Annotated in this window: 14 protein-coding genes; 4 read left to right on the forward strand and 10 right to left on the reverse strand. The window is 44.4% G+C overall.

Annotated features, from left to right (window positions below; all coding sequences use genetic code 11):
- Positions 1 to 11: 11 nt before the first annotated feature.
- Genes rplB through rpsJ form a run of 5 tightly spaced genes read right to left on the reverse strand, consistent with a single transcriptional unit; the run spans position 12 to position 2,753 of the window.
- Entirely contained in the window at positions 12 to 842 is an 831-nt protein-coding gene (gene rplB, locus K5620_RS18955) for a 50S ribosomal protein L2 (protein ID WP_016403497.1), read from the reverse strand.
- A 12-nt stretch (positions 843 to 854) separates the two neighbouring features.
- Entirely contained in the window at positions 855 to 1,157 is a 303-nt protein-coding gene (gene rplW, locus K5620_RS18960; RefSeq protein WP_016403496.1) for a 50S ribosomal protein L23, read from the reverse strand.
- On the reverse strand, positions 1,154 to 1,759 hold the full coding sequence (rplD, locus tag K5620_RS18965; protein ID WP_016403495.1) for a 50S ribosomal protein L4: 606 nt from the start codon (positions 1,757 to 1,759) through the stop codon (positions 1,154 to 1,156). Before rplD ends, rplW begins: the two co-directional genes overlap by 4 nt.
- A 15-nt stretch (positions 1,760 to 1,774) precedes the next feature.
- Complete coding sequence (gene rplC, locus K5620_RS18970) at positions 1,775 to 2,410, reverse strand: 50S ribosomal protein L3 (RefSeq protein WP_016403494.1); 636 nt, start codon at positions 2,408 to 2,410, stop codon at positions 1,775 to 1,777.
- 31 nt (positions 2,411 to 2,441) lie between these two features.
- Positions 2,442 to 2,753, reverse strand: coding sequence for a 30S ribosomal protein S10 (rpsJ, locus tag K5620_RS18975; RefSeq protein ID WP_014290685.1), 312 nt, complete (start codon positions 2,751 to 2,753; stop codon positions 2,442 to 2,444).
- A gap of 354 nt (positions 2,754 to 3,107) precedes the next feature.
- Between rpsJ and K5620_RS18980 the strand changes: the two genes are divergently transcribed.
- The 4 genes from K5620_RS18980 (at position 3,108) to K5620_RS18995 (ending at position 6,994) form a co-directional block, all read left to right on the forward strand.
- Complete coding sequence (locus K5620_RS18980; RefSeq protein ID WP_016403491.1) at positions 3,108 to 4,970, forward strand: ATP-binding protein; 1,863 nt, start codon at positions 3,108 to 3,110, stop codon at positions 4,968 to 4,970.
- Positions 4,971 to 4,989: 19 nt separating this feature from the next.
- The gene (locus K5620_RS18985; protein ID WP_016403490.1) at positions 4,990 to 5,487 is read left to right on the forward strand and encodes a response regulator; all 498 of its coding nucleotides are present in this window, start codon (positions 4,990 to 4,992) and stop codon (positions 5,485 to 5,487) included.
- A gap of 251 nt (positions 5,488 to 5,738) precedes the next feature.
- Positions 5,739 to 6,098 carry an MmcQ/YjbR family DNA-binding protein gene (locus K5620_RS18990; protein WP_016403489.1) on the forward strand — a complete coding sequence of 120 codons (360 nt, stop codon included), beginning with the start codon at positions 5,739 to 5,741 and terminating at the stop codon, positions 6,096 to 6,098.
- A 2-nt stretch (positions 6,099 to 6,100) separates the two neighbouring features.
- Positions 6,101 to 6,994, forward strand: a complete 894-nt coding sequence (locus K5620_RS18995; protein WP_016403488.1) for an endonuclease/exonuclease/phosphatase family protein — start codon at positions 6,101 to 6,103, stop codon at positions 6,992 to 6,994.
- Positions 6,995 to 7,059: 65 nt separating this feature from the next.
- On the opposite strand, the gene argH is transcribed toward K5620_RS18995, so the two are convergent.
- The 5 genes from argH to argC all read right to left on the reverse strand — a co-directional run bounded on the left by argH (position 7,060) and on the right by argC (position 12,990).
- Positions 7,060 to 8,937 carry an argininosuccinate lyase gene (argH, locus tag K5620_RS19000; protein ID WP_016403487.1) on the reverse strand — a complete coding sequence of 626 codons (1,878 nt, stop codon included), beginning with the start codon at positions 8,935 to 8,937 and terminating at the stop codon, positions 7,060 to 7,062.
- Between the two features lie 84 nt (positions 8,938 to 9,021).
- Positions 9,022 to 10,227, reverse strand: a complete 1,206-nt coding sequence (locus K5620_RS19005) for an argininosuccinate synthase (protein ID WP_016403486.1) — start codon at positions 10,225 to 10,227, stop codon at positions 9,022 to 9,024.
- A 42-nt stretch (positions 10,228 to 10,269) separates the two neighbouring features.
- Positions 10,270 to 11,184 carry an ornithine carbamoyltransferase gene (locus K5620_RS19010; protein WP_016403485.1) on the reverse strand — a complete coding sequence of 305 codons (915 nt, stop codon included), beginning with the start codon at positions 11,182 to 11,184 and terminating at the stop codon, positions 10,270 to 10,272.
- Positions 11,185 to 11,193: 9 nt separating this feature from the next.
- Complete coding sequence (gene argB, locus K5620_RS19015) at positions 11,194 to 11,970, reverse strand: acetylglutamate kinase (RefSeq protein ID WP_016403484.1); 777 nt, start codon at positions 11,968 to 11,970, stop codon at positions 11,194 to 11,196.
- Between the two features lie 9 nt (positions 11,971 to 11,979).
- Positions 11,980 to 12,990: an N-acetyl-gamma-glutamyl-phosphate reductase gene (gene argC, locus K5620_RS19020; protein WP_016403483.1), complete on the reverse strand. Its 1,011-nt coding sequence runs from the start codon at positions 12,988 to 12,990 to the stop codon at positions 11,980 to 11,982.
- Positions 12,991 to 13,347: the final 357 nt, after the last annotated feature.

Consider the following 13,347-nt stretch of genomic DNA (forward strand, 5'->3'; position numbering starts at 1 on the left):
GGCGATTCCCCTTATTTCTTAGAACGACGGCGTACGATATATTGATCCGTACTCTTGTTTTTACGAGTTTTGTAACCTTTGGTTGGAACACCCCATGGAGTAACTGGATGACGGCCACCAGAAGTACGACCTTCACCACCACCGTGTGGGTGATCAACTGGGTTCATTACCACACCGCGAACGGTAGGACGAACACCACGCCAGCGCGTTGCACCAGCTTTACCAAGTTTACGTAGCATATGCTCAGCGTTACCAACTTCGCCCAATGTAGCGCGACAATCAGATAAAACTTTACGCATTTCACCGCTACGTAGACGTAGAGTTACGTATGCACCATCACGCGCTACGATTTGAGCGTAAGCACCAGCAGAACGTGCCATTTGGGCACCTTTACCAGGCTTCATTTCAATCGCGTGCACAGTAGAACCTACTGGCATGTTACGCATTGGCAAACAGTTACCTGCTTCGATTGGTGCATCAACACCAGTCATTAGCGGAGTGCCTGCTTTAACACCTTTAGGTGCTAAAATGTAACGACGCTCACCGTCAGCAAACAATACAAGTGCAATGTTTGCGCTACGGTTTGGATCGTATTCTAGACGCTCTACTTTCGCAGGGATGCCGTCTTTGTCATTACGTTTGAAGTCGATCATGCGGTAGTGTTGCTTATGACCACCACCGATATGACGAACGGTAATTACACCGCGGTTGTTACGACCACCAGACTTAGACTTACTTTCCAATAAAGGAGCGTAAGGCTTGCCTTTGTGCAGGTCTTGGTTAACCACTTTAACAACGTGGCGACGACCAGCAGATGTAGGCTTACATTTTACAATAGCCATTTAAGATACTCCTTACTCTGCGGCACCGGTGAAGTCGATGTCTGCACCTTCAGCTAAGGTTACATACGCTTTCTTCACGTCGTTGCGGCGACCAAAACGTGCTCCGTGACGCTTAGTTTTACCTTTTTGGTTCAAGGTAGTAACACCAGTCACTTCAACTTCGAATAGTTTTTCAACTGCAGCTTTGATTTCTGCTTTAGTAGCGGTTTTCACTACTTTGAATACGATAGTGTTATCGGCTTCAGCAGACATAGTGCTCTTTTCAGAGATATGTGGAGCTACTAGAACTTTCAACAAACGTTCTTCGCTGATCATGCTAACCACTCCTCAATTTGTTTAACTGCATCAGCAGTTACCAACACTTTATCAAAAGCAATCAAGCTAACTGGGTCAATACCAGCTACGTCACGTACGTCTACTTTATATAGGTTACGTGCGGCCAAGAATAAGTTTTCGTCAACTTCAGGAGTAACGATTAATACATCGTTAAGGTCGAAGTCTTTCAACTTAGCAACTAATTCTTTAGTTTTTGGCGCTTCAACAGCAAATTTTTCAACCACAATCAAACGTTCTTGACGAACAAGTTCAGACAAGATGCTGCGGATTGCGCCGCGGTACATTTTCTTGTTAACTTTTTGGCTGTGATCTTGTGGCTTAGCTGCAAAGGTTACCCCGCCGCTACGCCAAATTGGGCTACGAATAGTACCGGCACGAGCTCGGCCTGTACCTTTCTGACGCCATGGTTTCTTACCACCACCTGATACTTCAGAACGTGTTTTCTGAGCGCGTGAACCCTGGCGAGAACCTGCAGCATATGCAGTTACTACCTGGTGAATCAACGCTTCGTTAAAGTCACGTCCGAAGGTAGTTTCGGAAACTTCAAGAGCGCTTTGCGCGTCTTTCAATACCAATTCCATTACTATCTCCTAACGTTACGCTTTAACAGCAGGTTTAATGATCACGTCACCATTGGTAGCGCCAGGTACGGCACCTTTAACCAAAATTAGGTTACGTTCAACATCAACACGTACAACATCTAGGTTTTGCGTAGTTACACGCTCAGCACCCATATGTCCGGCCATCTTCTTGCCCTTGAATACTTTACCTGGGCTTTGGTTTTGACCAATAGAACCAGGAGCACGGTGGCTCAAAGAGTTACCGTGAGTAAAATCTTGGGTAGCGAAGTTCCAGCGTTTAACACCGCCTTGGAAACCTTTACCTTTAGAAGTACCAGTAACGTCTACTTTTTTAACTTCATTGAACAAGTCAACTTTTAGCTCATCAGCTACGTTAACTTCTTCGCCTTCACCGTCTGCTAGACGGAATTCCCACAGGCCGCGACCCGCGTCAACACCAGCTTTAGCGAATTGACCCGCTTCTGGTTTGCTAACACGACTTGCTTTTTTAGCGCCGGTGGTCACTTGCAGAGCGCGGTAACCGTCGCTGTCCTCAGTGATAACACGAGTAACGCGGTTTGGCTCACATTCGATTACGGTAACTGGAATAGAAGCGCCATCTTCAGTGAAGATGCGAGTCATTCCAACTTTACGACCGATTAGACCAATCATTGTAAAAACCTCTTATTAAACAGACTCAGGCTTAGCCCAAGCTGATTTGCACATCTACACCAGCAGCAAGGTCAAGGCGCATCAAAGCGTCAACTGTTTTATCAGTTGGCTCAACGATGTCTACAAGACGTTTGTGGGTGCGAATTTCATACTGATCACGCGCGTCTTTGTTAACGTGCGGAGATACTAGTACGGTGTAACGCTCTTTACGAGTAGGTAGTGGAATAGGACCACGAACCTGAGCGCCAGTGCGTTTGGCAGTTTCTACGATTTCCGCAGTAGATTGATCGATCAGACGGTGATCAAATGCTTTCAAGCGGATTCGAATTCTTTGGTTCTGCATTGACAGAGCTCCAAATAAAAAATAAAAGAACCTAACACACACCAACGACATCCGATTCCAATATCTGGGGATGGTAGTGCATGCGACGAGTAACGTTTGCTTCCAAATCGGAAGCACTGTTAGTAGTTAACTGTTTAACCAGTTAACTGATGAATTGCCGAAACAACTCAGCCACTAATTTAGTGAGCCGCGGTATTATACTCAAGCACTGTTAAAAAACAAGCCAATCTACAAATTTTGTTCAATCGCTAACCAAATCACCTTCACACAACAGCGGGAATCTTTAAGCAGCTCGCAAAACCTTAATAGTTGTAAGCCTATAATAATCAATAACAAGCATTTAAAAGAGCTAGTATGAATACCCAACATAGCTTACTGATTGTTAGCCAACACCCTTGGCCAAAGCAGCTGGAGCATGAAGATGCTCCCTGGATCTACTGGCAAACTAAAACCTTTCCTAATTCCCAACAACTCTCAGAGCACCAACTTGCGCTAGTCGTTGTAGATATAGCCTTACTGCAAAGCCCTGAAAACAAAACCAGCCTAAGGCATTTACTTAGTCTGCCAACAACAGAAACAGCTAATGTGCTGTTTTATGCCGACAAGCTACCTAGCGCTAAACAATTATGCGAGCTAGTAAATCAGTTCACGCCAATGCACATCCTGTCTCCAGAAGACTCTGACAGTGAGTTGATTGAGCAGCTAAGATTGCATTGGCCAATTGCCGAACATCACCAGCAGCAACGTTGGTTGGAAAAACAATTGGCTGAGCATGTAGCTCAGTTTCGCGCTAACTTTTTTGATTACACCGCACTTAGCGACCAAGAGTTATCCGACCAAGTTATTTCGGCACTGTATGCCTTTTTTAAGGATAACGATGAAGACCACTTGTGCCGAACTTACAGTGCCAACCATTTACTTACCCAAGAAGGAAAGGCCAATCAGTTTTTATGGTTTATCGCCAAAGGAGAAGTGGTTTTAAAGAAACAACAAGACCAACAAACCTTAGAAGTTGCCCGCATGCAGGCTGGCTCATTAGTAGGAGGCATGTCCTTTGTAACTGGCGAACTCGGTTTTACTAGCGCAGTGACCACCATGCAAACCGATGTGATTAAGTTAGATAGGGTCACGTTTGCCAAGGTATTGGATTCTAGCAGCCACTTATTGCCTTTGTTTACCAACTTGTTATTGCGACATTTTAATCGGCGCCTACAAAAAAGCATTCATACCAAACTTACCTTACAAAGCACGCTCAACTCTTTAGATTCTGCCCACGAACAGCTCATCGAAAAGGAGAAGATGGCAGTGCTCGGTCAGCTCATCTCTGGCATTGCTCACGAACTAAATAATCCGGTTGCCGCCATTACCCGCGGCAGTGACACTATTGCAAAGCAATTGCCTAAGGTACTTAACAGTCCGCTTAGTGATGCACAGCAAGCGTTGGGACAACAGCTGCTCGAAGCCGCTTTTACCCTAACCCCCATGTCTACTAGCGAGATTCGTCAGCGTAGCAATAACTCAATCGACTTATTTGGTGATGCCATAACCGCCAGAAAGGCAGTAAGCATAGGCTTAGATAGACCAGACCTTAGGCAACAGTATTTACAGTGTGCAAGTACTTCCGATAACGTGGAGTTAATAAACGCCTTATCTAGCTTCCATCAAATTGGTAATTTTTTACGTAATATTCAAGTCTGTGCGGCACGTATCGCAGAGCTAGTTAAAGGCTTAAAACACTACGCAGGGCAAGATCCGGAGCAACCGGTACTAGCCGACCTAAATGAAGGCATTGCCGAAACGCTAGTGATATTAGAAAACCGATTACGCGGCTTCGAAGTAGAGTGTAACTACGGTTTACTGCCAGTATATCGTTGTCACCCAATCGCCTTACAGCAAGTTTGGACTAACCTCATCGCTAACGCTTTAGATGCCATGGAGAGTCGTGGCAAGCTAAGTATTAGTAGTCAATATGTAGAAGCTTCACCTAGTTATATTTCAATTGTTATAGAAGACACCGGCCCCGGTATAAAGCCTGAGATTATTGAGAAGATTTTCCAGCTAAATTTCACCACCAAACGAGAAGGTAATTTTGGCCTTGGTATAGGCTTAACCGTTTGCCAACAAATAGTTGCACAACATTTAGGCAGAATCGAAGTGGAATCTGAGCTAGGACAATTTACCCGTTTCATTATTACCTTACCATTAAACCAACAATAGGACTTAGAGGAGTCGCACCATGGAACAATTACTGATTTTGTGTGTTGATGATGAACGCGAAGTATTGGATAGCGTTCTTAACGATATAGCCCCTTTAAGCCCACCATTTACTATAGATGGCGCCGAAAGCGTTGCGGAAGCACGCCAAGTAATTAAAGACTTTGAGGCGCAAGGCGGCAAGCTAGCCTTAATACTTGCCGACCACATTATGCCCGATGAGTTAGGCATCGATTTTCTCATCGACCTCAACCACGCTAGCACCAGTGAATCAGCTAAAAAAATCCTATTAACTGGGCAGGCTGGTCTTCACGACACCATAGAAGCGATTAATCGAGGTGGACTAAATTATTATCTCGCTAAGCCATGGTCAGAAGAGCAACTGCTTAACATCATTAAAGAGAAGCTAACCGATTTTGTTATTGAGTATTGCGACAACCCTATGCCCTTTGCTCAAGTACTAGACGGAGAGCGGATCTTTAGTCATATGAACCAACACCGCCTAGATCTAGGTAATTAACAAAATGTCAGTAGAGATTGCTTGCTGCTTAGATAAATTTGTTTAATGGCTTTATTATAAAAGCAGGATTCTAGAGTTATACCTATCACGCTAGGTAAGTGATTAAAAATAACGCAGGAAAAATACTCGAGAATAAGGCAGGACTTTTCGATAAGTAGTTATTCTACAATCAAAAATTCTAACGCAGTTATCCAGTATTTTAACCATATAGAATGAACAGTTACTTAGTACGATTGGTATTAGGCAAAGTTATGGATTACGAACAACTAAAAGCGTATTTAATGGGCAAACCTGAGGTGACCCAAGATTTGCCCTTTGCCCCTGATGTGCCGGTATTTAAAGTTCGCGGGAAAATGTTCGCTCTAGTTGGTTGGAAAGACGGCGTAATGAATATGAACTTAAAATGCCAACCCGAGCAAATCGATGCGCTGACCGATATTTATCCCGCCATCACCCGTGGCTACCATATGAATAAACGCCACTGGCTAACTCTTTATTTTGATGGAAGTGACGCCGAACAAGAAGCCTTGCGCTTAATTGATAACTCGTTTGAGTTGGTAGTTAAAGGCATGAACAAACAGGCTCAGCAACAACTGCTAGGCACAAGCTAATCTTGACTCAGCCGTTAAGGTTAGCCTTTAAGCTAGTGCTAATTGGCCTGATTCTGGGGTTATCTGCATGCTCTAGTAATGGTAATAATACTGCCAGCTCAGTTCCTCTAAAAATCGCTTACTGGCCACATCCTGAGGTGAGCACCACAGCTTTACCACAACTTAAAGTCGCTACACTAAACCTTGCCCATGGGCGTAAACATGCACTTAATCAGCTGCTGGTGAACGGCGATACCACCAAAAAGAATTTGTTAGATATAGCCGCTTACTTACAACAACAAAATATCGACATTGTGGCTTTACAAGAAGCAGACGCAAGTTCATCTTGGTCTGGCGGCTTTGACCATGTTGCTTACCTCGCTCAACATGCTGGCTATCGCTGGTATGCACATAGCATTCACAGCAGCAGTAAGTTGGCGAGCTATGGCACCGCCATTCTTTCCAAATATCCTATTAGTGAAGCGCTTGCGGTTAACTTTGCACCTAGCCCGCCCACTACCAGTAAAGGCTTTACCCATGCACGTATAAGGCTTAACTCTGAGCAGAACCTTGATGTGGTTTCTGTGCACCTAGATTTTTCTCGCGCCAGTATTCGCCAGCAACAACTTGAACAACTCAATAAACAACTAAAAGATACGGTAAGTCACACCATTATTATGGGCGACTTTAATAGTGAGGGGCAGCTAGACAAGCCAGATGAAGTAAACCACTTTCTTCAGCATAGTCCTTACCGAGCATTTGAGCTGGGCAACAAAGCCTTGGCCAGCTATAAAAGCAAACGCTTAGATTGGATTTTTCTTTCTAAAGACCTGAGCTTTATTGACTACCAAGTCGGGCCAGATAGCTTATCTGACCATCGCCCTGTAATTAGCCTTATTCAAATTCCGGCACACTAAACGACAATAGAAACGGCAATAAAAAAGCCTCGCGATGCGAGGCTTTAGCAACAAAACGATGACTGTTAAGCCACGTTTTGCTTATGAATAAGTGTGCTGTTATCAATGATGAACTCTAAAGCAACTTCATCACAGGCATGCTGACGAGGACAAATATCACAATCTTTCATCACTTTCTCTGGCAGCATGTTTTTAGAGGTTGGGCTAAAACCTAACTTCATGAAGAATTCTGGCACTCGAGTTAGTACAAATACCTTCTCGATTTCCATTTTCTTGGCTTTCTTCATTAAGTGCTGCACCATTGCACGACCTTGGCCAACACGCTGTGAGCCTGGGTTTACACCCAATGAGCGAATCTCTGCTAAACCTGTGTCGTAAAGGTAAAGTGATGCACAGCCGGTAACTTTGCCAGCTTGCTCGCTAACCGTGAAATCACCAATTGCTTGTACTAGCTCAGGGCGAGGACGTGGTAAGTTTTCACCAGCTTGTGACCAGTAATTCACCATCTCTTCGATGTTGTCTAAATCGGTCATGCGGGCAGAACGAACATACAAACCTTTTACGTTACGTTTTGATAAACGTACTTCGGCTTCTGTTAAGGCATGTTCAACTTGCTCAGGCGCTACACCACCAAGAGCTTGGCGCTTCGCAAGAGTAGATTCTAGCGATAAGTTTGGATAAACGTCGTCTTCAATCTCTGGTGCTAGCTCTTTAAACTCAGCCAAGCTTAGCTCTTCTAGCGGCACACCTTTTTCAATGGCTTTCACTACCGCAATACCCACAATATGGTGAGCCTCGCGGAATGGGATGCCTTTAGCCACTAGATAGTCGGCAAGCTCTGTGGCATTAGAGTAACCACCTTTGGCAGCTTCTGTAGTGGTTTCTTCGTGCACATTCATATCATCAAGCACTAACTCAGCCATAGCTAAGCAGTCGCCCCATGTATCTAGTGCGTCGAACAAGCCTTCTTTGTCTTCCTGCATGTCTTTGTTGTAAGCCAAAGGCAATGCTTTTAAGGTCATCATAATGCCAGACAAAGAGCCGTAAACTCGACCGGCTTTACCACGAATAAGCTCTAGCGCATCGGGGTTTTTCTTTTGTGGCATTAATGAAGAGCCAGAAGTCACTTGGTCTGACAAATCAAGGAAGGCAGACTCACCAGAGTTATAGAAGATTAAATCTTCAGCCATGCGGCTTAGGTGAATCATGCTAATAGATGCAGTAGAAATAAGCTCAACCACATGGTCGCGATCCGATACCGAATCTAAGCTGTTACGTGTTGCACGGCGAAAGCCTAAATCTTTAGCAATTTGCTGGCGATCCATTGGGTAAGCAGTACCAGCAAGCGCACCACAACCAAGCGGGCAAACATCTACTCTGCTTAGCGCATCTTGCAAACGTGAGTAATCACGTTCAAACATTTCTACATAGGCCATTGCCCAGTGAGAAAAAGTCACCGGTTGGGCACGTTGTAAGTGAGTGTAACCTGGCAGAACGGTGTCTTGCTGCTGGCGCGCAAATTTAACCAGTTTTTGTTGCAGCTTGTCTAAATGCTCAAGAAGTTCAACCCCTTGGCTTTTACACCACAATTTTAAATCGGTAGCAACTTGGTCATTACGGCTGCGGCCGGTATGTAGCTTTTTACCTAAATCACCCACCCGTTGGATTAGTTGAATCTCAACCCAAGAGTGAATATCTTCAGCATCGCTACCCAAAATTTGCTGTGGGTTTTCGGCGACTTGCTTACCTAAATCTAATAACGCGTCTTCAAGTTTGCTTTGCTCATCTTGTGTGAGAACGCCAACACTTAATAAGGCCTTAGACCAGGCAATAGAACCCGTTATGTCTTGTTCCGCTAAACGGTAATCAAAACGTAAAGAATCGTTGAACTGCTTAAATCTGGTATCTGCAGCTTGGCTAAAACGCCCACCCCACAATGCCATTTTACTCTCCATTTATTATTGCAAAGACCTCAGAGCAACTTGCCTCTGAGGTCTAAGTATTCCTGCTTATTACTTCTGCCAATCTTACTTGCTATTTAAAGCGCGGATCCGGCTGGCTAGAGAGTATAAACGAATAAAGCCTTCAGCGTGCTTTTGATCGTAAACTTGGTCTTCACCAAAGGTTGCAAACTCTTCCGAGTACAGGCTATTTGGCGAACGTTTTTGCACCGCAACTGCTTGGCCTTTATAAAGCTTAATCACTACATCGCCATTGGCATCAGCAGCCATAGCTTCTGAAGCAGCAATGAGTGATTTACACAGTGGCGTAAACCAACGACCGTCGTATACCAAGTGTGCCATTTCTTGGCCCACTTTCTCACGCCATACCCGTGAAGTTTTGTCTAATACTAATTCTTCAATTGCGCGTAGTGCAGCAACAATCACCGTGCCGCCAGGAGTTTCGTAACAACCACGAGACTTCATACCAACAGTACGGTTCTCAGTAATATCAATACGACCAACACCATGAGCAGCAGCAATATCGTTTAGCTTCATTACTACTTGGTAAGGGCTTAATGCTTCATCGTTAACCGCAACAACACGGCCTTGCTCAACTTTAAGGCTTACGTATTCTGGCTCGTTTGGCGCATCTACTGGATCAACGGTTAAGGTCCAAACACCTTTGCTTGGCTCGTTCCAAGGGTCTTCTAGCTCGCCACCCTCGTGCGAGATATGCCATGCGTTAGCATCACGGCTGTAGATTTTGGTTGCTGAAGCAGTAGTCGCGATGTTGTGCTCTGCTAAGTAGTCCAGCAAATCTTCACGGCTTTCCATGTCCCACTCACGCCAAGGCGCAATTACTGTTAGTTCTGGAGCCAATGCTGCAAAACAGCTTTCGAAGCGAATTTGGTCATTACCTTTACCAGTACAACCATGACATACCGCGTCGGCGCCAACTTTACGGGCAACTTCTACTTGCGCTTTAGCAATAATAGGGCGCGCCATTGAGGTACCTAACAAGTAAGTCCCTTCGTATACTGCACCAGTAGCAATGGTTGGGTAAATGTAGTCAGCTACAAACTCTTCTTTAAGGTCAACGATGTAACATTCAGATGCACCAGAGGCTAAAGCTTTCTCTTCTAGGCCAACTAGCTCTTCTTCGCCTTGGCCAACATCGGCACAAAAGGCAACAATTTCACAGTTGTTGTAGGTTTCTTTTAACCACGGAATGATGGCCGAAGTATCTAGGCCGCCTGAGTATGCTAATACTACTTTTTTGATATCTGACATTTAAAAATTCCTTGTTTAACTCAGCCTAGAGCTGAACATTCACTAACTTAATAAACTTACTAGTACGGCGTTTTGTGCATGCATACGATTCTCGGCTTGATCAAAAATCAAAGACTGAGGACCGTCCATCACTTCCGAAGTAATTTCCAACTCGCGGTGAGCAGGTTGGCAGTGCAGCACGTGGTTAATACCACATTGTTGCATCAAATTCTGGTTAATTTGATAAGCCATAAACTTATCTTTTACTGATTGCAGTGGCGTATCGTCGCCCATTGATACCCAAGTATCACCATATACTACGTCGTAGCCTTTAATGTCTTCAACGGTATTAGTCACTACAATTTTGCCGCCATGCGCTTTGGCTAATTGATTAGCTTTTTGCACAACTTGCGCATCTGGGCTTGAGCCTAGTGGGCAAACTGCAGCCACTTCCATGCCTAAGATAGCGCCACCTAACAATAATGAATGCGTCACGTTGTTGCCGTCGCCTAAGTAAGCCAGCTTAACTTTACTTAAATCTGAGTAGTGCTCAGCGATGGTTTGGAAATCGGCCAAGCCTTGGCATGGGTGGTACAAATCACACAGTGAGTTGATAATTGGTACCGACGAATGCTCACGCAAAGTTTGTAGGGTTTTATGAGAAAACACTCGCGCTACAATCGCATCAGCCCAACGGGTAATGTTAGAGGCAAAATCTTTCACACTTTCACGCTCGCCCATCGCGCCATTTTGCTGGTCTAAATACACCGCATGGCCGCCTAAACGGTTAATGCCAATATCAAAAGTTACTCGTGTACGTAATGATGGTTTTTCAAACAAAGTTACAACACTTTTACCCGCAAGGGTTTGCCCATAATCTGCGGGTGTTTTTTTAATTTTAGCGGCCAGCTCAAGCAGCCCTAAAATTTGTTCTTGAGTTAGGTCCTGCAAGCTTAACAGGTGTTTAAAATCACTCATCATCTTTCCTTAAACGGTAACCTGAGTCCCTACCGACTCACCTTTATATGTTTGTCCAGCTAACAAGCTGGCGAGTTTCGCAGGATCTTTCCATGATGCTAGCGAAACCGGTGTTTGCAAAAATTCGGCAGCCTCTAGAGCTGCTTTAACTTTTACCGTCATGCCATCGGTAATTACCCCATCGGCAATCAATTTGTCAGCCAGCGCGCTATTTAACTCAGCCACCAGCTGTTTATCTTGGTCGAGTACGCCAGCCACATCGGATAATAACACCAATTGGCCCTGCAGCAATTTACACACCGCTAATGCAGCTTGGTCGGCATTCACATTGTAAAGCTCGCCATCTTCGCCAATACCAATTGAGCTCATTACCGGCACGTGGCCCAGCTCAATAAGGCTATTTAGTAAAGCGGGGTTGCCTAAAGATGCCTCGCCTACATGGCCTAAACGAGCATCCATTTGGCTTACTTTACAAGAGCCTGCATCACTTAAACACAAGCCCACAGCCGACAAACCAGCTTTTAGCGCTTGCGCTAACAACAACTTATTGCTGGTACCCGCTAAGGCACCCACCACGTAAGGAATCTGCTCTTTAGGTGTTATGCGCAAGCCGTCTAACTTTTCCGATACAAAGCCGGTTTTAGCTAATACATCTTCTACTACTACGCCACCGCCATGCACTAATACAATAGGTTGCTCAACTTGTTGTAAGGCAGCAAATAAATTGTCTAAGGCTAGGCTGTTATTTAAAACGGCACCGCCTAACTTAATCACTAATGGTTTCATTGCCTGCTCCTAAACCAGCGACTCGGTAAGGGCAAAGCCATTACGAATATTCAAACACTGGATAGCTTGGCTAGCAGCACCTTTTAATAGGTTATCTTCAGCCGATACCACAATTAAGTCTTCACCTTGTTGTTGCCAAGCCACATCAATAAACGGTGTGTTTTCTACTTTGGCAATAGAAGGCCACTCACCTTCCAATATGCGCACAATGTTTTGGCCTGCATACGCTTGCTGATAAGCCGCATTTACTTGCTCTTCAGTGGTGCCTGCTTTTAGCACCACATTAATGGTGGCTAAAATACCGCGTTTAAAGTTACCCAAATGTGGAGTGAAGATCACTGGGTGACCTAAGTGGGCAGCAATTTCTGGTTGGTGGCGGTGATTAAACACCCCATAAGGCGCTAAGCTTACTTCGCAGAATGAGCTAGTTAACGAGGCTTTGCGCCCTGCACCACTTACGCCACTAGTAGCATTAATTACCGCTTTGTTGCTTGACTCAACCAACCCAGCTTCAACTAATGGCTTAAGCGCGGTTAATGATGCAGTTGGGTAACAACCTGCTACAGCGACTAAATCCGTTTGCTTAATTTTCTCGGCATTCCATTCAGCTAAACCGTATACCGCTTTTTCTAATAACTCGGGGAATTGATGAGTAAAACCGTAGAATTTTTCGTAAAACTCTGCGCTTTGAACACGGAAGGCGCCAGACAAATCGAAGACCTGACAACCTGCATTTAAAAATGCTTCGGCTAAATCATGGCTTACTTCGTGAGCAGTGGCTAACAAAACAATATCAATATCAGCAAAGTTTTTGGCGATATCAGCCACAATTAACGGTTGCACTGGAGCGTCAACCACACCGCGTAATTTGCCGTGCAGAGTAGATAACGCCTTGCCTGCGTCTACACTTCGCTCTGAAACATACAACCCAGCAAGTTCTATATTTGAATGGCGACTTACATAGCCTGCCAACTCTGCTCCAGTGTATCCACTTGCACCAACAATCGCTGCCTTTAACATCGTTTCTTGTTCCCTTGAAATCTTATGGCATAGTGTTATTTATTGAGCTGCATTTTACTGACCAAATGAACAAAATGTCACGCTTGTCAGCTCAAAAAAAACTAGCTGTCTTTAATATAAACGGAGAATACCACAGGCAATTCTTTATGCAATAAAAATGAATTTTTATTTATTGTTAAATTTACGCGTATAGGTTAAAAAGTAAGCCAAACAAAGTTGCCCTTATTAAAATATGAGTAACAATCTATAAATAGCCGCTTGATCCTAAGCAAAGGAAACAGCGTTATTTGTAATTTAATTACAGGTATTTTGACTATATGCTCGGTCTTAGGTATGTTTTTGCCCTAGGACTAGGGT

It is taken from the genome of Agarivorans albus (assembly GCF_019670105.1).
GTDB lineage: Bacteria > Pseudomonadota > Gammaproteobacteria > Enterobacterales > Celerinatantimonadaceae > Agarivorans > Agarivorans albus.